Source organism: Shewanella sp. FDAARGOS_354, from assembly GCF_002209245.2.
Lineage (GTDB): Bacteria > Pseudomonadota > Gammaproteobacteria > Enterobacterales > Shewanellaceae > Shewanella > Shewanella xiamenensis.
On the sequence record NZ_CP022089.2, the window covers coordinates 961157 to 984231 of the forward strand.

13 protein-coding genes and 3 pseudogenes are annotated in these 23075 nt (G+C 47.7%); 3 read left to right on the top strand and 13 right to left on the bottom strand.

Features of this window, described 5'->3' with window-relative positions:
* Positions 1–2 precede the first annotated feature (2 nt).
* Together CEQ32_RS04455 and CEQ32_RS04460 are read right to left on the bottom strand one after the other, a co-directional pair.
* Positions 3–212 (bottom strand): hypothetical protein, encoded by a 210-nt coding sequence (locus CEQ32_RS04455; RefSeq protein ID WP_088585568.1) that lies wholly within the window; start codon positions 210–212, stop codon positions 3–5.
* 28 nt (positions 213–240) lie between these two features.
* Positions 241–1248 (bottom strand): DNA-binding protein, encoded by a 1008-nt coding sequence (locus tag CEQ32_RS04460; protein WP_088585569.1) that lies wholly within the window; start codon positions 1246–1248, stop codon positions 241–243.
* Positions 1249–1508: 260 nt separating this feature from the next.
* On the opposite strand from CEQ32_RS04460, the gene CEQ32_RS04465 reads away from it, so the two are divergent.
* Both CEQ32_RS04465 and CEQ32_RS04470 read left to right on the top strand, forming a co-directional pair.
* Entirely contained in the window at positions 1509–2750 is a 1242-nt protein-coding gene (locus CEQ32_RS04465) for a site-specific integrase (protein ID WP_088585570.1), read from the top strand.
* Between the two features lie 18 nt (positions 2751–2768).
* Positions 2769–5765, top strand: coding sequence for a Tn3 family transposase (locus CEQ32_RS04470; RefSeq protein WP_122040734.1), 2997 nt, complete (start codon positions 2769–2771; stop codon positions 5763–5765).
* Between the two features lie 231 nt (positions 5766–5996).
* Here the strand turns inward: CEQ32_RS04470 and CEQ32_RS04475 are convergent, their stop codons facing one another.
* From CEQ32_RS04475 to CEQ32_RS04510, 8 genes and pseudogenes are all read right to left on the bottom strand, one after another.
* The gene (locus CEQ32_RS04475; protein ID WP_088585571.1) at positions 5997–6740 is read right to left on the bottom strand and encodes a superoxide dismutase; all 744 of its coding nucleotides are present in this window, start codon (positions 6738–6740) and stop codon (positions 5997–5999) included.
* Positions 6741–6794: 54 nt separating this feature from the next.
* A pseudogene (gene chrA, locus CEQ32_RS23180) lies at positions 6795–8161 on the bottom strand (chromate efflux transporter).
* Entirely contained in the window at positions 8158–9090 is a 933-nt protein-coding gene (locus CEQ32_RS04485) for a chromate resistance protein ChrB domain-containing protein (RefSeq protein ID WP_088585572.1), read from the bottom strand. The pseudogene chrA and the gene CEQ32_RS04485 overlap by 4 nt, the downstream one beginning before the upstream one ends.
* Before the next feature lie 617 nt (positions 9091–9707).
* Entirely contained in the window at positions 9708–10553 is an 846-nt protein-coding gene (fdhD, locus tag CEQ32_RS04490) for a formate dehydrogenase accessory sulfurtransferase FdhD (RefSeq protein ID WP_082389649.1), read from the bottom strand.
* 27 nt (positions 10554–10580) lie between these two features.
* Positions 10581–11480, bottom strand: coding sequence for a formate dehydrogenase accessory protein FdhE (gene fdhE, locus CEQ32_RS04495; protein WP_088585573.1), 900 nt, complete (start codon positions 11478–11480; stop codon positions 10581–10583).
* 5 nt (positions 11481–11485) lie between these two features.
* On the bottom strand, positions 11486–12106 hold the full coding sequence (locus CEQ32_RS04500; RefSeq protein ID WP_088585574.1) for a formate dehydrogenase subunit gamma: 621 nt from the start codon (positions 12104–12106) through the stop codon (positions 11486–11488).
* On the bottom strand, positions 12103–13005 hold the full coding sequence (gene fdxH, locus CEQ32_RS04505) for a formate dehydrogenase subunit beta (protein WP_088585575.1): 903 nt from the start codon (positions 13003–13005) through the stop codon (positions 12103–12105). The genes CEQ32_RS04500 and fdxH overlap by 4 nt, the downstream gene beginning before the upstream one ends.
* 2 nt (positions 13006–13007) lie before the next feature.
* A pseudogene (locus tag CEQ32_RS04510) lies at positions 13008–14708 on the bottom strand (molybdopterin dinucleotide binding domain-containing protein); the annotation flags it as partial.
* 101 nt (positions 14709–14809) lie between these two features.
* On the opposite strand from CEQ32_RS04510, the gene CEQ32_RS04515 reads away from it, so the two are divergent.
* On the top strand, positions 14810–16018 hold the full coding sequence (locus CEQ32_RS04515) for an IS4-like element IS10A family transposase (RefSeq protein WP_001206290.1): 1209 nt from the start codon (positions 14810–14812) through the stop codon (positions 16016–16018).
* Between the two features lie 12 nt (positions 16019–16030).
* Here CEQ32_RS04515 and CEQ32_RS04520 read toward each other — a convergent pair.
* The 3 genes and pseudogenes from CEQ32_RS04520 to CEQ32_RS04530 all read right to left on the bottom strand — a co-directional run.
* Positions 16031–17362: pseudogene (locus CEQ32_RS04520) on the bottom strand (molybdopterin-dependent oxidoreductase); the annotation flags it as partial.
* Between the two features lie 529 nt (positions 17363–17891).
* Positions 17892–18788, bottom strand: coding sequence for an SMP-30/gluconolactonase/LRE family protein (locus CEQ32_RS04525; RefSeq protein ID WP_088585576.1), 897 nt, complete (start codon positions 18786–18788; stop codon positions 17892–17894).
* 469 nt (positions 18789–19257) lie between these two features.
* Positions 19258–22623 carry a LamG-like jellyroll fold domain-containing protein gene (locus CEQ32_RS04530; RefSeq protein ID WP_122040735.1) on the bottom strand — a complete coding sequence of 1122 codons (3366 nt, stop codon included), beginning with the start codon at positions 22621–22623 and terminating at the stop codon, positions 19258–19260.
* Positions 22624–23075 lie beyond the last annotated feature (452 nt).

Sequence of the window (23075 nt, forward strand, 5' to 3'; positions counted from 1 at the left end):
ACTCACAGTGAACTTGCGGTTTCTAAAACGACATCACAGTAGCCTACGCCTTCTACTGTTATGGACGCTGACTGCTTTTCAAAAGCCATTGTGGCACTCATGAGCGCCCGCCCTAAACCATCGATGATTTCCTCCGGCGATAGCTCCATGGTTTCACATTTCTCGATGATGGCGTCCATTAGTTCTTGTGACTGTTCATCCGTCAGGGCCATAAATACAACTCCTAAGTAATAGTAATGATCAGGATGCAGGTGCTGCTGAACTGCGTGAAAACTGCTGCCAAAGTTGCTGCTGAGTGGCCAAGGTCGCGGTTAATGCGGCCTTTTCCTGCAACCAGGTCGTTTCTTGTGTTTTCACGCTCGAAACATGGGCCTGTAATTGCTGTACATCGTGGCATTTCGCATCAAAGGCTTTTTGCAACTCAGCATACAGTGTATCTCGATGCTCCAGTTGACGCTCTAATTGACGGCGCTCCGTCTCAAGACTACCCATCTGCTCCTTCAACTGCGCGGATGTAGTCTCTACATGCTGCAGCGTGGATGTTAATTGCTGTACCTGCGCCAGCAGAGTGCTCGCTTCCTGCTGTTTCACCATCACAGTTTGCTGTGCTACGCGAAGGTCTGCCTGTACCTGCTGGATCTGGTGTTCATGGCGCTGTACATCCTGCTCACGCTGCGTTTGGACAGAAGCGCGATAATGCTCCAAAGCTTGCCGTGAATGCTGGTGTTTTTCTTCCAGAGAACTAATGTGCTGCTCTTTGGTGGCGAGCAGGCTTTTCAGATGGGCATTTTCACCGGTGAGTTCCGCCATGGTGAGTGCATCTTGCTGTCTGGCTTCCTGTAGCTTTTTATTGCTGTCCTCAGATGATAAGAGCTTGCGTTGCAAGTCGTCGGTTTGCGCCGTCAAATCCTGGATCTGTGTGCGCAGGTTGTCAGCCAACTGCTGCCAATTCGCTTGTGCAGCCTTATGCATGGCCTCAGCTTGTGTCACGTGGGTCAAAGCCTCTTCCTGAAGTCGCCTGGCCAATTGCAGCACCGTCGTCTTGATCGTCTCCGTCAGAAGCTGCTCATCATGCAACAACGTCGAATCGTCATTCTCGAGCTCTCTGAGCCAGCGCTGTATGGTTGACCGGGAACCGGTATTGCCCAGCTCAATACGCAACGAATCCAGCGTAACCGACTGACCTTCGTCCATCAGCCGTTGTCTGGCGTCTTTTACATCGTCTTTTGTGATCCCGGTTCTGGCCATGTCTTACTCCATTTCATACTAATACGTAATATGTATATACATACTAAATCAAAAATAAAAATAGTCAAAATTTCATCATTTATAACAAGTAATAATTATGGATTATTACTTGTTAGGCTGGAAGCCGCGTCAACTGTAGGCCTACGCCATACGTATTTTTCTGTCTCCGTACAGAACCCCTTGCGAAGCATCGGAGCGAGCCCGTATAGTGGGCGTACAAAAAACAAGCAACGGCACCGTTGTGGGGATCGACTCGCGTAGTGAACACCATTGATCAGTATCTGCAGGCCGCGACACGGGATAACACCCGACGCAGTTATCAAGCGGCGGTGGAACATTTTGAAACTCAGTTTGGGGGACTACTGCCGACGACCAGCGCGGAGATCTGCCGCTACCTGGCCCACTACGCACCTTCGTTAACCTTCAATACACTCAAGCAGCGACTGTCCGGCTTATCCGCCTGGCACCGTGAGCAAGGCTTTGTCGATCCGACCAAAGCGCCAATGGTAAAAAAGGTGCTCAAAGGGATCCGTGAATTGCATCCCGTCCGGGAAAAACAAGCCAAACCCCTGCAGCTAGAGACGTTGGCTCAAATCGTCCGAAGTCTGGACCAGCGCGAAACCATAGCCATTGAAGAGAATGAACAACCGGAGTTGCTGCGCTGCTGCCGGGATCGGGCCTTTATTCTGGTCGGATTCTGGCGTGGTTTTCGTGGCGATGAGCTGTGCCGGATGGACGTGGAGCATCTTGTTCTGGCCAAAGGAGAAGGACTGCACATTTATCTGCGACGAAGCAAAACGGATCGCGCCAACCGAGGGGAAGTTTATCGATTACCGGCCTTAGCGCAGCTGTGTCCTGTGCAGGCACTGGAGCGCTATCTGGAGGTGTCCGGGCTGACCGAAGGGCCGGTGTTTCGGAGCATCAACCGCTGGGGCCAGCTAGGCAAAGCGGCATTGACCGCCAAAAATATTGTGCCACTGCTACGCAAAAACTTCATCGCCGCCGGGGTAGCCGATGCAGGACACTACAGCGCCCATTCCTTACGCCGCGGCTTTGCCACATGGGCCGGTCAAAGTGGCTGGTCGCTCAAGGCATTGATGGAATATGTCGGCTGGAAAGATCTGAATTCTGCCATGCGTTACATGGATAGCCCCGTGCCATTTTTGCCTGTTACACCCACAGAGGTGGAGTCAGCGCCTCTACAGACGTTGAGTACACACGAGCTGGAACTTCGCTATAGCCTGCAGCGCTACCACAAAAATAGCCGTGACCCAGTGAAAGTTCGCCAAAAAATAGACCGCTTTTGCCTTAAACCACTCAAAGCCGAGTGTATCGATGGAGTGGATCATCGTTACCGCCTGACGTTGCGGGTCGCCGACGAAGCAGAACTGGATGAACGTATTGATGACCTCCTGGCCAGCCTCTATCACATGGCTCAGGATCACCAGTGCATGATTGAGATCACCCTGACGGAGCCAGCGTCAGGACGTTATTGGGATTAATGAAGGAGTTCGCATCGGATGCAAGGTGGTTATCAGGATACGGCGTATCCCGTCTTAGATACGCAGTACAGCGCTCGTTTACTGGAAAAGCATTATCGACCGACCGATCTGGAACTGAGCTGGGCCAGCGCTTATCGCAAGCCTTTGCACCGGCTCGGCTTCCTCATTCACCTGAAGCTTTTCCAGCGGATGGGTTACTTTGTGGTGCCCAAAGAGTTCCCACTGCCACTGATCCGCTTTTTGATGAAATTTGCCGGGGTCCACAGTCTGCCCACTGAGGCCGAGTGGTCCACATACAGCACCGCCGCCAGTCGTTATAAGCAACTGGATGATATTCGGGCCACTCGGGGTGTGCGGCGGTACACCGATGAAGATGAGCCATGGTTGATGGACGTTGCACGAAAAGCAGCGCAAACCAAAGACAATGTCTCCGACATTATCAACGTGATGCTGGAAGAGCTGGTTCGCTTTTGTTATGAACTGCCAGGTTTTTCTGAGCTGCAACGCATTGCCCGGCTCATACGCAACCAGGTAAACACTGCTTACTTTAAGACCATAGCCGAAGGTCTCAGCGCCGAGGCCCGGCTGCACATCGATACGCTACTGCAAAAAGACACCGAACAAAGTTACAGCGCCTGGCAGCAACTCAAGCGGGAGCCAAAGAAACCCGGTGCCAAGGAAATTAACTTTTACCTGCAGCATGTCGCCTGGCTGTTGGATTTGTCCGAAAAAATGCCGGACGTGCAGATCCCGGCCGTCAAGCTGAAGCAATTTCTGACGGAAGCACAGGCATTGGATGTACGGGAGATGCGGGAACTCAAACCCATCAAGCGCTATGCGCTGGCTGTGCTGTTGATCCGGGGGCAAAAAGGCAAAGCTTTAGACGATGTGACCAATATGCTCATCCGGATGTTGCGGCAGATGGAGAGTCTGGCCCAGAAAAGTCTGGATGAGTACATCCTAAAGCAACAGAAAAAGGTCACGGATCTGATCCAGACTCTTCGGGCCGTGACCGTGGCGTATGAAATGGATAGCTCTGAAACCGAGCGTTTGGATGCGGTCGGTGAAGCACTGAAGCCCGGCAGTACGCTGGTGATGTCGCGGTGTGATGAATACCTGGCGTACTCAGGCAACAATTTTTATCCCTTTATGCTGACCTCGTACCGGTTGAAACGAGGATTGATGTACCGTTGCCTGGATGTGCTGCAACTGCAAAGTGCCACCAGTGATGACAGCACGCTGCAGCTGCTGCGATTGCTTTTGGCCCTTAGAAATAGTCACAAAGAATTTATTTCCGAGGAGCAGGTGCTGGAGTACTGTGACTCCGATCCCACACCGCTGTTTCCTGCCCAATGGGCCAAGCTGGTCAAAGTCACGCCAACGAACGACAGCGACGATGTGAAATACCACAGAAAATACCTGGAGCTGGCGATATGGACACTGATCAAGCAGGAACTCGAGTCCGGGGATCTGCATGTGCTTCATGGTCAGGAATACTACGACCACCGCGAAGAGTTTGTCAGTGTCGAAGAGTATCTGCAGGAAATTGACCGGTATGCCCAGGAAATAGAACTTCCGGTGAACAAGCCTGATGAATTTATTGATCAGTTGAAAACCCTATTAACTGAAACAGCACAACGGGTCGATGCCCGGTTTCCAGCCAACGACAGTGCAACGCTCAAATCCGGACGACTGAGTCTGAAAAAAGGCAAAAAAGAACGGCCGGACAATGAAGTGGAAGCACTGAAGGAGCTCATCAGCGGAAAATTGGAAACCACCAGTATCGTCGATATACTGACGGACACAGAGCATTGGCTTGATCTGCATAAAATTATCTATCCCCACTCCGGCAACAAAAGTCGTTTGGACAACCCGCAGTACCGATTTATTACGACGTTGTTTTGCTATGGGTGTAATCTGGGCCCAACCCAAACAGCTCGGTCAATCAAAGGACTGAGTCCGCGCCAGGTGGCCTGGCTGAATATAAAACAAGTCAGCGAGGTGAAACTGGAAAAGGCCATCACCAAAGTGATCAATGCGTACAATCAATTTGATCTGCCCAAATTCTGGGGTGACGGTAGTCATGCGTCCGCCGATGGCACCAAATGGGAGCTGTACGAGCAAAATATGATGTCTCAGTATCACATTCGTTACGGCGGGTATGGCGGGATCGGCTATTACCATGTTTCGGATACGTACATTGCCTTGTTCAGCCACTTTATTCCGTGTGGCACCTATGAAGGGGTGTATATCCTTGATGTCCTGCAAAAAAATGAGTCGGACATTCAGCCCGATACACTGCATGGCGATACTCACGCGCAAAGCTACACCGTTTTTGGATTGTCGCATTTATTGGGGATCAAGCTGATGCCCCGCATTCGTAATATTCACGACTTGCGGTTTTTCAGACCGGACAAGAACACCAAGTATCAGCACATTGACTCACTGTTTAGCGGCAGCATCGATTTTGAACTGATCCGTAAATACCTGCCAGATATGCTCCGGGTAATGGTCTCTATCAAGCTGGGACGGATCACCCCCTCGACACTACTCAAACGTTTGGGCACGTACAGCCGCAAAAACAAACTGTATTTCGCCTTTAAAGAGCTGGGGAAAGTGATCCGGACCATCTTCTTGCTGAACTACATTGATGATCCAGTGATGCGCCAGACTATTCATGCTGAAACTAATAAAACGGAAGAGTTTCACCAGTACAAGAAGTGGCTCTTTTTTGGTGGTGAGCGGATCATCACCGAAAACATACGCTACGAGCAGCAAAAAATTGTGAAGTACAATCAACTGGTGGCCAATATGGTGATTTTGTACACGACCGCGAAAATGACTCAGATCTTAAAGCAACTCACTGCGGAAGGTCATGAAATCACCCAGGAGTTGCTGGGATGTCTAGCTCCCTACTGGACATCCTACATCAACCGGTTTGGCGATTATAATATTGATGTGAACAGACCCATTGAACCCATGGATATTCATTTAGACATATCTAAGGTCACGTAATGCAGTGCGATGTAAGCGGCGCGGAACGTCTGATGTATAAGGCCCCAGAACAGCAATCTAAATTGTTGCCGATTTACTCCTCATCAGAGTATTCAGCTTGTCTCTTTAGGTGAAGCCAGTAAACGACAAAGTAAGCAACTACCACAGAAGATATGTTTTTTTGAAAATGACCACCTAATTTGTTCCTAAGTGGTCATTTTCTTGGTAAGAATGTAATGTTAGTTTACGTAATCACACGGAGCTTGCAGTAGGCATTTTCAAACGTTCTGCAACTTTGTCCCAGTTAATGTTGGTAAAAAAGGCATCAATGTATTTGTTCGCAGCAGCACCAAAGTCCATATGATACGAATGTTCATACATATCCATCACCAGTAATGGTGTAGTTCCCACCGGATAGTGCGCGTGATCACCCATCCAATAATTTTCCAGTTTATTAAAATGGGTGTTGTAGCCCAAAACGACCCAGCCGGAACCTCCGCCCAAGCCTTGAGCTATTTTTCGAAATTCAGTTTCCCAGCGGTCAAAGGTGCCGAATTGTTTGGCAATTGCGGAACGTAACTCGCTATCTGCTTTACCATCTCCTCCCAGATTATCAAAATACAATTCATGCAAAATGACCGATCCTGTGCGGATCAAATGCTCCCTCTTGAGATCATTGTAGAGAAATGGCGGTGTGTCTGGTTTCTCAAGCGCCTGATTCAGTTGGCTATTGACAGCATTTAGGGTTTTGATGGATCCGCTATAATTATTAACCCAATGAGACTCCAGAAGAGCCGCAGAAAGGCCTTTTAATTTTGCCGCATTAAATGGTAGCGGTTTAGGTTTAAGTTCTGGGATCATCCAATTTGCTCCTGTACTTGTGTTCGTGGTTTTCACTGCTACTTCGGCGTTGACTGCCGAACTCAGCAGTAAGCTTCCGGCTGCGGCCGCACTGGTGATGAGAAAATCACGTCGGTTTTGGTTAAATTCATCCACTGGTATTTTTCTCCATTCAAGGGGTTAGTTGGGTACTGTGCGTTGAAAGATGACTTAAACGAGCTCCATTAATGAAACCAAAAGTCCGGCGAGTGCAGAGACACTGATCACTTTAATAACATTGATTTTGTAGCGAAATAATGCAACTCCCGCTGCGATTGAAATGACGGCAGAAATCCACTCAAACTGGCCATCAAAACCTTTTGGCCACAAAATGTGGTAACAAAAAAACAGAGCCAGATTTAAGATCACACCTACTACAGCTGCGGTGATGGCTTTCAGTGGCGCAGTGAATTTCAGATCGTTTTGTGTCGTTTCGATAAAAGGAGCGCCTGCGAAGATAAAAATAAATGACGGTAAGAACGTAAACCACGTGACGATGGACGCAGCAACAGCGCCTGCAATAAATACCATGTCAGGACCGAATACAGCGTTTACATATCCGCCAACAAAACCAACAAAAGCCACGACCATAATAAGTGGCCCAGGAGTTGTTTCGCCCAGAGCAAGTCCATCAATCATTTGTGTGGGTGTTAGCCAACCGTATTGACCGACAGCTCCCTGATAGACGTAAGGCAGTACGGCATATGCACCACCAAAAGTGAGTAGTGCCGCTTTAGTAAAGAACCAAGCCATTTGGGTGAATGTGTGATCCCAGCCCAAGAATGTCCACAGTGTAAGTAAAGGAATTGCCCATAGGCATAGCCCGGATATTAAAATCATACAAAAACGCGACCAACGGAAAATGGCGTGAGTAGGTGTCGGGGTATGATCGTCTATTAAAGCTGACCCGAAAGATTTATCGGAAGTGCCATGGCCTCCGTCATTGTTAAAATGGTCAGGTAAAAACCGACCGCCTAAATAGCCAGCCAATGCTGCAACAATGACAATATAAGGAAAGGGCACATTAAGAGCGAATATCGCTACAAATGCGGCAGCGGCAATCGCCCACATCAGATTGTTTTTTAATGCTCGTGAACCAATGCGATGCGCGGCATGCACGACGATGGCCGTTACTGCTGGCTTGATGCCATAAAATAAACCAGCCACCCAATCCACATCACCATAGGCGATATACACCCACGAGAGAGCGATCAAAATAAAGAGCGATGGTAATACAAACAGAACACCCGCTGCTATTCCCCCCAGGTGCGGTGCATTAACCAACCAATGTATGTAGCGAGTTGTTGTGCCTCAGGGCCAGGCAATACCATGCAGTAATTAAGCGCATGTAGAAACCGCTTTTCGCTGATCCAGCGTCTGCGCTCCACCAACTCCTGATGCATGATAGAGATTTGGCCCGCCGGACCGCCAAAGCTGATAAACCCGAGCTTTAGCCAGAACAGGAATGCTTGCCAAAAACTCACGGCTTCTGGCGTTTGAACTTGTTGATCGGATGTTCGTTCCACGATAGTACTCATAACGGTTCCTTTTCTGTAAAAGCGGTACATAGTGCGTCGAAAACAAAATTGGCACTTAAGATGAGTTGGTCATCATCATGTATGCTGTTTCGCAACCCCCAGAGGATCTGCTCTAATCCACTGGCCTCATTTGGCTGGATCCCACCAACGTCCAGAAAATGGACCAACGCAGCCAAACGCGCCAAACAGGGGCTATTCAAACCAAAACTTTCAAGTAGAACTTCAAAAGTGACCTTGCCATTGACATGAGTAAACTGTGCACCATTGAAATCAAACCCCAGCGCATCTGCGGGGCAATCTTCAGGCGTTGCCAACCAAACAAAGCGGGCATCGTGATCGATATAGCGTTGGATCAGCCAAGCACTGGCAAGACGGTCTACCCAAGGGCGTTGACGGGTTGCCCACAAGCGCCCGTGGTAAAGGCAGATGTCTAACCTTGGAATGTGACCTGTGTGTTCGTGGGGTTCATTGAGTGAGAACTGGCGGTTAAGTTGGAGTTCAAGATCTTGTAGTACCTGCTGAACTTGCGATTGTGCTTCACCTGGAAAGAAATCAATCGCTGAGATAGCTGTGAAGTTTTTACGGAATTTACGCAATTGCCGTGTCGCTTCTTGTAATGAGTTTTCCGTCATTCCTTTTACAGATTGTAGATCATGTAAAACGCTGGCATACGCATCACTACGATCAAACATTCCGCTAAACAGGTCCGACTCTTCGGTGTCAACCTGGAGTACATAAGCAGAGCCTTTGCTTGCTTCGACCTCTTTTACTAAACCATCAAATAGTTGCTGATGTTCCTGCCGTTGGGGGAGTAAATAAACACCGTCACGTAATACAGCTGCACCCGCTGATTTAAGTGCTCGCCATGTCCGCATTCGCGTAGTTGCATTTGACGTAGGTAAAGACAAAATAAGTAATAACCATTTCATAAAGTGTAGAGAAACTTACATAAAATAAAGGCGAGTTTATGTCATTTAACACAAGGAGTACAGGAGGAAACGGCAATTTGTTATATCAGATGCAGTGTATTTTTCACTTTGAGGATGGTGTACGGAATGTGTTGTGAAAAGGCCATAAACATCAGAGTTCACTACCTAAAAAAATTCGATAGAGCAGCGACAATGGGCATATCAATGATTTGATGCAAGCCAATTTCACATATTTAGTTGTTTAATATTAATTGTTTAGGTGGCTTTTTGTGAAAAAAATTCAGAATCCCGTTGGGCCCTCAAATCCCTCGCACACAAAACTGCGCACAATGTATATTATGTTAAATTGTGTTTTGGGGAAAGAAACAGTTCTCTATGGATTTACGTTAAAGTACTTTCACTTCTGCTGGTTCTGCTTGATTGAGGATTTATTGGTTTAAGGAAGAAATGCTATTGCTTATATCGCGTTGCTACGTGAATGTTTGCAGAGATTACTCCGCATAGTGCTAAAGAATTCACATAGCATCGCGTTTTATATCATGATGTTGGTGTCTATTATTACTTGGATCGACTTTTTATTTTGCCAATCAATCTCTTCATTTGCCTACGGTCAAATCTTAAAGCCCGACCACGGCTGGTTGTGACAGTTGGCTTCCTTGAAGTCGATAGCCATGATTATAAATATTTGCTCGACCATCACGGCAGAAACCGACTAAAGTCACATTGCTTTGCTCCGCAATCTCAGTAGCCAACGCCGTCACGGCTGACATAGCAAACAGAATTTGAATACCGACACTTGCCGCCTTTTGTACCATTTCAAAACTGGCGCGGCTGGTTAACAATACCGCAGCGGGTTTTGCTGCATACCGTACAGACATCGCCCCGATCAATTTATCTAAAGCGATATGTCGGCCAATATCTTCAAATAGATAAATCACCTCCCCGTTTTCATTTACACCAATTGCAGCATGGGTTGCACCAGTTAAAGCAAAAGTCTGTTGTAGTTGTTTGACTCGGACTAAAATCGGGTCGAGATGGGCAATGTTGAATCTGATATCGGATCCGACGACTTGAACTGGTTTTACAGCATCTTTAAGCTGTGCAACACCACAGAGACCACAGCCAGTGCGTCCCGCCATGCTACGGCGATGCTCCTTTAACTCATTGAAACAGCGTTGATTAATCTCTATCTTAATGATCACGCCATTAGAAACATATTCAAGTTCAATATCTTTTATATCATTAATGGTTGAGACAATTCTTTCCGAAAGCGTAAAACCTATCGCAAACACTTCCAAGTCCTGTGGGCTTGCCATCATGACTGTGTGCGCCAATCCGTTATACACCAACGCCACTCTTACCTCATTGGCGAGTAATTCAGTTTGTTCAACATTCCCTGCCGTGCTAAATCGAGTCACATCGGCTGTAACAACTGAATTAGGGAAAGAATTATCAGCAACCATCAACGCATCTCCTGTTAACTACGTTTTCTAAGCTTCATGGGCCAGCAATAGCGGATTGACAGTTGTCGCACCATAGCCCTTTGTATTGAGCTCGGCATCCAATCCCATCGATGCGATATCATCCGCTGCCGCATCTAACAATGGCAAACGGTTGATAAACAACATCTTAGTATATCCTTTACACGCCTCGCAGCTCTCAATCCGTACGGCAGCCTTATGATCGTCAAACGACCAAATAGACATCTCACGGGATTGTTCGCAGCAGGTACAATGGGCTCGCACATAGTGCCACTCGCTTTCACACAGACTGCAATGTAGATAACGCAGCCCTTCGCGTGGTTTATCGACAATCATGCTGGCGACAGGATGACTGCCGCATACAGGGCATAAACTGGACTGCTTAACCCTATTGGTATCCATACGCGCAATCACCATGGGCGCCCAATGGGACCAATAGAGTGACAAACCCGCCCAAATAAATAAGCTAAACTGTGCGGGTACGGCACTAAACTGCCCTTGCCTTAGTTGATTGCCCCACTGGAGCAATTGGACTGGCGATTGCTCCAGTAGCTCCTGGAGAACAGGCACTAAATGCGCGGGCACTTGGGATAACAATTCTGTCAGCAATGCTTGCAATGGTTGTAACCAATCCTGAGCCGTTTGAGTTTGGCTTAGGGACAACGGATATGGCGCCTCAACGTCAATCATTGGTGCTGAGCCCATATCCGTTGCCGCCAGTTTTTGCTGCGCAGACACTAGGATTTGGCAGAGCTTAAGATAATCCGCCAGCGGAGAATCCTGCGCTAATTGGGCTAAACGACGTGCTCTATGTTGATAAATTTTCTCAGGATCTGCTGCTTTTAGCGGTTTCAAAGCTAAGGGAGATTTATCAACAAAACTTAACGGGATATCGCTGGCCATCTTCATTGCTATTATTCCTCGTGTTCTTCTAACATGGCTGGGTGGTGCTTACGGGCCCAAGCCTTAGAGACTTTGCCGTAGAGCATCCCAGTGATAGAGCCTTCAATCCAGCAGGCCATCCATACGTGTACCACTAGTGATAACAGCATTAATATGCCGCAGGCCGAGTGGACTAAGGTGGCCCAATTGACGGCTTCTGCCGAGAACATGGGGGCAAAATAAGGTTGCCACATCATGATGCCGCTGATCAGAAACGCCAGTACAAAAACCACAAAGGCGCGGAATAACATTTTCTGACCTGGGTTGTAGTGGCCCACGGGCGGAATGTTCTCTTCTTTTTGCAGTAACACCCACACCACGGCTTTCATCCAGGGCAAATCGTATTTATTCCACTTATTGTGCTGGTAGTAGCGGATTAACATCACCGCCAGCAGCAGACACATGGCAATTCCAAAGAATGGATGCATCACTTTTGCCAGTTGTGGTGTGCCAACAATGCTACTGAGCCACTGGAACGAGGGATAAAAAAACGAGAACCCCGTTAGAAAGGTCACTAGGCCAACAAAGACTATGGTCCAGTGACACAGACGGTCAACGAGCTTATGGCGCACGATCATTTCTTTATGACTCATAGTTTTTCCTCCTCTTTGACGCCGGCATCAATATAACCAGGCTGATCTTCCTCGACGATGTTGCGCCCTACCGCAATGCGGTGCATCAGGGCGAACGCCGCCGTTGCGAGCAGGCCTGCGGTGCCCAACGGTTTGAGCCAATCTTGACGCCATTCGGTTGCCGCAGGGATTTGCGGATCCTTGGGCATGCCATAGCTTTCGGGTTGCGTGATGTCGTGGAGGATCATCATCATATGCGTTCCGCCAACGCCCTCTGGGTTATAAAGTCCCGCCTTGCTGAAGCCACGTTCCTTTAACTGCTCGACGCGTTTTTCGGCATAGAACAACATGTCTTCGCGGGTACCAAAGCGCAGTGCTCCCACGGTGCAGGTTTTAACGCAGGAAGGCTCGAGGCCAACGGCGAGCCTATCTGAGCACAGAGTGCACTTATAGGCTTTGTTATCTTTGGCGCTGATCTTAGGCACATTGAAAGGACAGGCACTGGCGCAATAGCCGCAGCCAATACACTTGTTCGAGTCAAAATCCACTGTGCCATTGGCATGTTGCACAATCGCTCCGCTGGTTGAACAGGCTTTTAAACAGGCTGGATCGGCGCAGTGCATACAGGCAGTGTGGGTAAATTGCCAACGCAACTTATTGTTATCCATCACTTCGTGATACTGCATGATGTTCCAGCTTTCCGGTGACAGTGTCATCGGGTTCTGGTAACTGCCTTGGAAAGTACCGACATCTTCACGAAGGTCATTCCATTCGGAGCAGGCAACCTGACAGGCCTTACAGCCGGTACATTTCGTCGCATCAAACAGCTTAGTCACCTGCTGGACCGCTCCAATGCGTCCTTGAGACGCTGGGGTGATGTCCGTGGTGCCTGAGATGCGGATAATATCTTGAGAAGCCATAATTAGAAGCCCTCCGCTTTGGCAATATTCACAAGGAATGCTTTGTATTCAGGGGTTTGGGTATTGGCATCGCCCACAGATGAAGTTAGTTCGTTAACGATATAACTCTTCTGCGTCAAGGCCTCGTAGCTGCCATGGCGTGGAATACCAATGGTATGGACTTTTTTGCCCTGAACCATCATGGGTTGGAGCCGTTTAGTGACATAGGCCTTAGTGACAATATGCGAGCGCTTAGAGCTCACCTTGACCCAATCACCGTTATTGATGCCCTTTTCCGCCGCCAAGGTTTCATCGATTTCGATAAAGTGCTGTGGCTGGGTAATCGCAGCAAGGTGACAATGTGTGGTCCAGTTGTTGAAGTGCTCCGTCATTGAGTAAGTGGTGCCAACATAGGGGAATTCTTCATTGGTACCAAAGCTTTCACGTAAGCCTTTGAACATCCGCGCCACTGGGTTATTGGTGACCTTAGGGTGCAGCGGATTACTCGCCAGTGGTGATTCGAACGGCTCGTAATGCTCTGGGAATGGGCCATCTTTTAAGTCACGCAGCGCAAATAAGTGGCCAACGCCATCGGCTTGCATGATGAAAGGATGGGCCGATTCTTCGGCATTCAATTTGGCATTAAAGTCTGGCACATCAATGCCCTGCCACTTGTTGTCTTTATACTCGAGCAGTACACGGCTTGGATCGCGCGGCTTACCTTGCACGTCGCAGGAGGCGCGGTTGTACAAGATGCGCCGGTTTGCTGGCCAAGCGAATGACCAATTTGGGGTAATGCCTTTGCCTGATGGATCGCTATTATCGCGACGCGCCATCAAGTTGCCCGCTTCGGTCCACATGCCTGAGTAAACCCAAACACCACATGAGGTTGATCCATCGGCTTTTAACTCGGAGAAACCATTGAGTAACTTACCGGTAGTGAGATCATAACCATTCATCTCCCGCGCGATTTCCTCTGAACTAGGTTCATGTTCGATCGCATAGTCCCATTTAATGGCTTCAATTGGCGCAGGTAAACGACCCCCCTCTTCACGGTATAAACGTTTTAATTCCAACATGATGCCAGAAAGAATTTCAGGATCAGACAAGGCTTCGCCGGGTGGATTTGCGCCCTTAAAGTGCCATTGTAACCAGCGGCTTGAGTTGGCAATTGAACCACTTTCCTCAGCAAAACAGGTCGTGGGTAAGCGGAAGACTTCAGTTTGAATACTGGCGGTATCCACATCGTTAAACTGACCTGCATTGCGCCAGAAAGTGGAGGTTTCGTTTGCAAGTGCATCCAGCACAACTAAGAACTTCAGATTCGATAAGCCCTTAGACACTTTTTGCTTATCGGGCTGAGAGTTAAGCGCGTTGATGCCTTGGATAAAGTAGCCATTGACCTCACCGTGAACCATCATGTCGATTTGCTTGTTGATATCGTACTGTTGGTCCCACTTTGGCAGCCAGTCATAGCCATAATCATTCTCTGCCGTCGCATGTTCACCGAAGAAGGCTTTTAACAACGACACGGTAAAGGCTGGGTAATTGTGCCAATAGTTGGTTTGGTTTGGTCTTAAGGCTTTTGGGGTGTAATGGGCTAAATAGTTTTGTAAATCAACATCTTTATCTTGAGGTAATTTAAGGTAACCCGGTAAGGCTTGGCACAATAACCCTAAGTCCGTTGCGCCTTGAACGTTTGAGTGACCACGCAGTGCACTGAAGAATCCCCTGATGATTTACAAATAAATCATCAAATTAGGGTGGAAGCGCATCTTGTTGCATGATCAAATGGTTTCGCTAAAAACTACACTTGGACAACAAGATGCGCGAAGCCAATATCCTACAACATTCTTTACACCAATACTGCCCAGAACTTCACCTAAAACGATTAAACAGCTTGATGCTGGCCTCTAAGGCACTGATTGAATGTAAGACACTGACCTTGACTGAGTTAGGTCGAAATTTACCAACCACGGCCCGAACCAAGCACAACATCAAGCGCATTGATCGTTTGCTCGGCAACACGCATCTGCATCAAGAACGGTTAGCTGTCTACCAATGGCATGCCAGCCTCATCTGTTCTGGTAACCCTATGCCGATTGTGCTCGTCGATTGGTCAGACATCCGAGAGCATAAACGCATCATGGCTCTGCGCGCCTCAATAGCCTTCAATGGCCGCTCTATTACCCTGTATGAGAAGTCCTATCCCCTATCAGAACAATGCTCTAAGGCCTCCCACAACGGTTTTTTAGCGGACTTAGCCAAGATTTTACCTTTGCATGTTACCCCTCTCATCGTGACTGACGCGGGGTTCAAAGTGCCTTGGTACAAAGAGGTTGAGGCGCATGGTTGGTTTTGGCTAAGCCGTATTCGCGGTACAGTTCAATTTGCAGATATTGGCGCTGAAAATTGGCGTGCAGTTCGCAGTACACATGACTTGGCCAACGGTCAAGCGAAGAGCCTGGGTTGTAAGACCTTGACCAAAACTAACCCTATCAATTGCCATCTCACGCTTTATCGTAGCAAACCTAAGGGGCGTACAAATCAGCGTTCAACGAGGACTAATTGCCACCATCCATCGGCAAAAACGTACTCAACATCGGCGAAAGAGCCTTGGGTGTTAGCCAGCAATTTACCACCAGAATCTCGGAGCCCAAAGCAGCTGGTAAACCTGTACGCCAAACGTATGCAAATAGAGGAAACCTTTCGTGACCTCAAAAGCCCGGCATACGGCTTTGGCTTACGCCAAAGTCGTACCAACAGTCCAGAGCGATTCGACATCATCCTACTGATAGCGTTGATGGTTCAATGCCTGTTGTGGCTAGTTGGTTTACACGCACAGCAACAGGGCTGGGATAAGCATTTTCAGGCCAATACCATTGGGCATCGAACGGTACTCTCAACGATTCGCTTGGGATTGGAGGTACTCAGGCGGCCTGATTATCAAATCACGGAGAAAGAATTGCTGGCGGCCTGGGTATTATTCGCCAATCAGTTGCTCAAATATGGCTATGCTATGGCTGATTTATGAGGGGATCCTTCAGCGCAGTGCATTCACGCCGCCGCCCATGATCCCCATATTGCCAAGCAGCAATTGGATCATCGCCATGGTGCGGATGTTTTGCGCGCCGACGCTGTGCTGTGTCCAACCGAGGGCATACAGGAAGGTGGCGGCTTTATGGTCAAAATGGGTTGTCCCAATTTGCTTACACACTTCAAGATAGGTTTCTTTAGGCGTCCCAGTGATACTGGAAACTGTGTCGGGATCGTAGCGATCAACGTGTTTTTTCAGCAGGTTAATCACGCAACGAGGATGACTTAAGCTTGTGTCGACCTTAGCGTAGCCCTCTTCATCTAACTCATAGAACCAAGTAGATTGGTCGTATTTATGGTTAGCTTCATCGTAGCCACTGAATAAACCTTCATTAAATTCAAAGTCTTCCCGCACGATAAACGAGGCATTGGTATAGGCTTTGACATAGTTAAGGTTGATTTGCTGGGCTTCGAGCAGGTAGCGGATCATGCCGAGTAGGAAGGCAATATCGGTGCCTGAACGAATAGGCGCATATAAATCGGCGACGGCAGCACTGCGGTTAAAGCGCGGATCGACCACAATCAACTTGGCATTGTTGTGCTCCATCGCTTCTGTCACCCAACCAAAACCGACGGGATGCGCTTCGGCAGCGTTACCGCCCATCACAATGGCCAGATCGGTATTTTTCATATCTGCCCAGTGGTTAGTCATAGCGCCGCGGCCAAAGGTGGGCGCCATCGCAGCAGGTGTCGGAGCGTGACAAACGCGGGCGATGTTATCTATGCCTAACATGCCAATGGCACGGCCAAATTTATGGGTAATGTAGCAGCCTTCGTTTGCTTGGGCCGATGAAGTCATCATGCCTAGACTGACTAAGCGGTTAACGGTTTGACCCTGGGCATTTTTTTCAATCAGATTGGCATCACGCTCGTCTTTGATAAGTCTTGCGATACGCTTAAAGGCCTCATCCCAGCTAATGCGCTGCCATTTATCCGAACCAGGTAAACGCACTTCAGGATATTTTAAACGGTGCGGGCTATTCACATAGTCAACCAAGCCAGCGCCCTTAGGACACAGAGCTCCACGGTTAATTGGATTATCGGCATCGCCCTCGATATGAAAAATGCTCTGCTCCGCATTTTTCCCATTACTGCTCTGGCTGTACATCAACAAACCACAACCCACAGAGCAGTAGCAACAATTGTTACGCGTCTCTTTTGCGCGTAGCAATTTAAAACCTCTGACGGATGCAAATGCCTTTTCGGACATCAACCCCAGTGCAGAAATAGCAGAAGTCGCGGCTCCCACAGCACAGAGTTTAAAAAACTGTCGTCTATTCATTGTCATTTCACACACTCTCTTTTATGTGCTCACAAGTTGCAGCGAATACGCTGCATGCTTGAGTAGAGAACTTAACCCTACTCAAGGTGCGAGTATAAAAAAGTGACTAATAATGACAATTTCCGACAGGTGATCGAAATCACATTAAGCTTTCAATGGAATAATATCCTGATATATGTAAGTTTTATTGTGATTGTTGAATTAATATTTTTAAATAATGTTATTTCTCAGGATTTAACTATTTTATTGATATGGACATTTTGATTAGTCATTTTGTCCACTTTGTACCAATTTCTGATAGCCGTAAATCTTATTGTTGATGCGCGTCACAAAAATGGCGTTAGTTGCTCAAATTATGAGTGAAAATACCGATTAGCCGCTTTTTGAGCAAGATCACAATTTAAGGTAAATGATTGGGGCGATAAGCGGCGATTTTGCCTGAAAGCGCGGTAAATCGTTTTTGACTAAGGGATTGGTGAGTGGATTTGATAACAAAATTTGCGCTAAAAACGCTGATGTTTACTTAGATCTAACCGCAAAAACGTGGGGCGGTTACGCCATAAATACCCTGTAATTGATAGATAAACACATCCCCCGCTTGCGGCTCTTGAGCTAATTGCGATGCGTCAAGTGAGTGTTTAGCACTGGTCACGATAAGTAAATCTAATTTTGCGCCGCCAAAGGCGATGCTGGTTGTGTTTGTAACGGGCAATTTGAGGATAAGATCGACTTTACCGTCTGGACGATAGCGTACCACTTGGCCACCGCCCCACTGGGCATTCCAAAGATAACCCGCCGCATCGACATCGGCGCCATCAGGGAAAATGTGATGGCTCGTGCTCGCAAAGAGGCGCTTACGACTCAATAGCCCCTGCTCAATATCAAAATCATATTGATAGATTTGGTGTTTTGGCGAATCAGCATGGTAGAGCGTTCGCCCATCCACGCTCCAGCATAGGCCGTTGGAGATTTCGAGATTTGAGAGGCGCTGGTGGCAATGCCCATTCTCATCCAGACAATACAGGGCTGCCGTTTGTTGCAAAGTATCGCGTCGCTCAACCATAGTGCCGGCCCAAAAACGCCCTTGCCTATCGATGCGACCATCATTAAAGCGATTGCCGGCAAAATGAGATTCTGGCTGCGCCAACCATGTCAGGCTTTGATCTTCAATATTATAAGTCGCAATACCGATATCGAATGCGACGATCAGTGTTGTAGGCTTTGCCGTGAGGCCAAAGGAGCCGACGCGGTGCGGCATGGAGAAAGTATCTAGTGTGCGGGTGGCGAGAGTAAAACGATAAATCACAGAGGAGAGAATGTCAGTCCACCAAATGGATTGGTGTAATTCATCCCATAATACGCCTTCTCCAAGGAGGTTTCCTACTGGGATCGTCATCAACAGCTCGCCAACCGTGACCGTTTGCATTGCGTTACTCAGAAATAAACTCTGTAATCAAGAAAGGCTTAATCTTAAACAACTTATGGGATGAAGCAAGGGTAAAACGTGAATATAGCTTGTGGTTCTTTTAGCTGTCGGGTTATCGCGATAATAGTCGATAAATGACCTTCATAATCGCCAAGATTTAAATATCTTAAGACATTGATTTAAATGCACCATTGAGAGTAATGCCAATCAGTTAAGAGCTGACTGGCCTTTTCTTTTGACTGGGTATTTCCTTGGTTTCGCTATGACACATCGAGGATAAACCCTTAATTCTCGTTGTATCGGTAGTATATGTTGCTCTGTTTCTGCGATTAAACTATCAATTCTTTTAGGAATGGTTCCGGCCAGTGCAAGCGCGGTAGTGAGTTGCATAAAAAAATCCGATGACGAGTGGTCATCGGATTTTGATCTTTTGAATGGGATCGTCAAGCGATCTGGCTTAACTGATCAGTTATTGATTAGATTCGCTAAATAAATCAGCCACATCTTGTTCAGTAATCGCTTCGTCATAGAACTTGATTTCATCGATTGCCCCTTTGAAAGGCGTATCCCAGAAGTTGACCCCGACCGCAAACTTAGTGGTCGGTACTGAGAAGATGTTCGGGAAGTTAGCGCCGGTAAACTTCAATTCACCATTGATATAAACCTTCACATCGCCGCCATTCACTGTGTACGCAAGGTGTGTCCATTGGGATTTTGGCATCACAAAACCGGTTCTACCGTCGTACCATGCTGTGCCTGACCATAATACCATGCGCTCATAATCATTTTGACCGCCAGGTAAGACGCTGGTCCAGCTAGAATCGGTCGCATAACCAAACAAGGCTGTAGTGTACTTATTCAGCTGCTCAGGATTGAGCCACATCGACACTGAGTAGGTGTAGTCTTTGATAAGGTTATTCGGCAATACAATACCAGAGGCACCATCAAAGACCGCCGCCTTGCCTACCGCGCCGTCTATATAGCTGATTTTACCGCCTTCGACACCAATCAGGTTACCCACTAAAGTGCCCGCACCGAAGTTAGCGGTACTGTCGTTAAGATTATCTTCGAAACTGTAAACCGCTACAGGTGTTGGTGGATTCTTAGCTTTTACGGTTGCGGTGAAGACTTTGGTTTGAGTCGCATTACCCAGTTTTAAGGTGGCCGTTAAGGTGACCACCTTGTCTTCTTCACCACGTGCAGGTTGCGTTACGCTTCCATGGGTATCAATAGTCGTTGGATCTGAAGATACCCAAGAAATCGCCGCAGCATAAGGACCCGTTACTGGCAGTTCGATATTTTTACGCACCGCCGATAAGTCGCCTAGCTCCAGAATGGCCGTTGCTGAGGACAAGAGTTCACTGTCGGCTAACTTGTCGATATCGAGGGCTTTGACTTCTTCAGCCGTTAATGCCGCTTCATAGATTTTGAGTTCATCAATTAGGCCGTTGTATGGCAGATCCCAGTAGTTAACGCCAAGACCGAAAACGCCCTGAGCACCCGTAAAGTAGTTCGCAAGGTTACCGCGGCTAAAGCGCTCAACCCCGTTGATAAAGACTTTAACTAGCCCTTTATTGACTGAGAACGCCAGATGCGACCACGTGTTTTCAGCGATGCGCTCGCCGGTTACACCATCAAACCAACTTTCAACCGCCGCACTGCCGCTGGTATCAATATTGTGACTCCAGAACATGGTATTACCGTCCCAACCCTGTGGCAGCATGCTGACCCAAGTATTGGAGAACTTGCTACCATCTTCAGCGGTTTGCTCGTTAACTGCGCCGAAGAATGCCGTGGTAAACCCTGTAATAACCGCAGGACTTGCCCAAAAAGACACTGTGTACTCGTAGCTGGAGATAATGCCCGATGGTAGTAACACCCCATGGGTACCATCGAGTGACAGGGCTTGTCCTTCAAAGCCTGTGGCGTAGCCAATGGCATCGCCCGCTTTGAAGATCCTATCGCCAGTGGGTTGGCCATCACCAAATAAGCCCAAGGAATCCTTGAGGTTATTCTCAAAGCTGTACAGGGCAATACGGTTATAGGTTTTATGGGCAAATACGGTGATTTTGAAGGTTTTAGTCACCTTCTTACCATTGACCATAATCGTCGCGGTTAGGGTGACGACCTTATCGCCCTCGCCCACGTTGGGGCGGATAATGGTACCATCGGCACGGATCACTGATTCGTCGCTCGAATGCCACTCGATAGTTGCCCCACGGGTACCTTGTATCGGTAAGGCGAGCGTGCCTTCGGTGACTTCGGTCGGCAGGCTAATGCCGTTTGCCGATGCCGATAAAATTTCCTCAGTGGTTTTATTGGTGAGCTTCACGCCCCAAATACTCGCCCCATCATTAGAAATGGCGCTAAAGGTAGGCATAAGTTTGTTTTGTTCAGGATCCCATTGCCAGGCGAGTACGCCTTCAAATGTGCCTAAATTGTCTAGCGTTAAGCTGATTTTATTGTCATCACCCTGTTGATAAGTACCAGTCACATCGCCAGATACAGTGCCTTTATTGGTCCAAGTACGGGATAACTTCACATGGACTGATTTATGTGCCGCAGTATTAATATTTTTTGCGTGATTAATGAATTGATAATCACCAGTGACATCGATTTCATCGACAATGTTATCGCCGTTGATCGGTGCATAACGCTGTGGTGAGGCAACTAACCAACCATCGCTGTTGAGAAATAGCTCATGCACGCGCACGCTGTGACCTTCGTCGGTATCGGGGAAGCGCGTATGGAATACCAAGAAGTATTTGCCCGTTTGTGCATCATAAAAAGCTGAGTTGTGGCCGGGTGACAGATAACCGTGATCATGACCCACATCGCCAGGGTGGGCCACAAATTGGAAACCGCCCATCAGTTTGACGCCATAGTCTGCGATATTGCCTGCGGCCGTTGCGCCAATCATGTCGAGCCCAGCTGCATCGACATAGGGACCGTTAGGATTTTTAGAGCGAGAGATACGAATGTTGTAACCGTCTTTTTGGGCAAAACCACCAAAGGAGGTAAACATATAATAGTATTCGGATTCAGGGCTATAGATAACATAAGACCCTTCAATCGCGCTGTAATTGCCCCCCATGATCTTAGTACCATAACCTTGTCCAGCGAGCGGTTTACCCGTTGCTGGATCTAACTGCATCACCCAGATCCCGCCGGAATAGGAACCATAGGTCATCCACAGGCCGCCATCTTTATCGTAAAACACGGCTGGATCAATAGCATTAGGGTCGACATTGCCATCGTAAATTTGACCGTTTGCGCCTGGGTTTTCAGCCCCAATATGCCCAGTCTTCAAGATCAAGCCTTGGTTAACATAGGGACCGAGAATATTGTCAGAAGTCGCCATCCCCAAATAGGAGCGCGATACGCAATCAATCTTATCGGGGCCGCCACAGAAGTCGTAATAGAAATGGTACTTACCGTCAGCAAGCTTTATCACATCCGGCGCCCACGAACCGACAAAGCCGCCCGTCCATGCCGTGCCTTCAGCGATTTCTGACGCATAGGTATTAAACAAGCTGCTCGTGGCGGCACCATCCGAAGCAATTTGTGTCCAGTTCATTAAATCAGTAGAGCTGGCCACCGCTAGGTGGGAGCCAAAAACATAGTAAGTACCATCAGTATCTTTAATGATCGATGGATCATGGACCACTGCATTTTTATAGCTCACCTCACCTGCTATTGTCGGATCCGCCGAAGTCACTGGAGCGGGAGGTGTAAAGGTATTTGTGTCGTTAGCACTATAGCTGCTGTCGTCCCCACCACAGGCGGCAAGTGCCATGATCAAGCTTGCTGACACGAATGAGCGTTTAAGCACCATGAGCGTCGTTCCTTTTATTGTTGTGTTGGATAGTTAGAGGTTAATCGTGTATCAATGCATTACATATTGGTAATACAATACTACTGTAACACTAAAATTACATTAGCACTCTGACGAAAGAAGTAAATATCTTGTGAAAGAGATTTATGATTTTTTGCAAGAAATTAGGCATTAAAGCTAAATATACAATGCGATTTATATTGATTTTGCCGCATATTCACCAATTTACCTACCGTCAAACAGTAAACTATCTCTCTGTTTTGTTTTAAAAATTTAATTTTTTCCTTGTCCATAATTCATTCTAAGAAATGCACTCTCTCTTTATTATCAAAATGAAATAGCAATGTTGACAGGCTAATAGTCATACAATATGATTTTAACACTTTAATAAGATCTTAATTGAGCACTTGAAGCATCATCAGATGCCATGGTGCAAAGTACGCTACAAAATT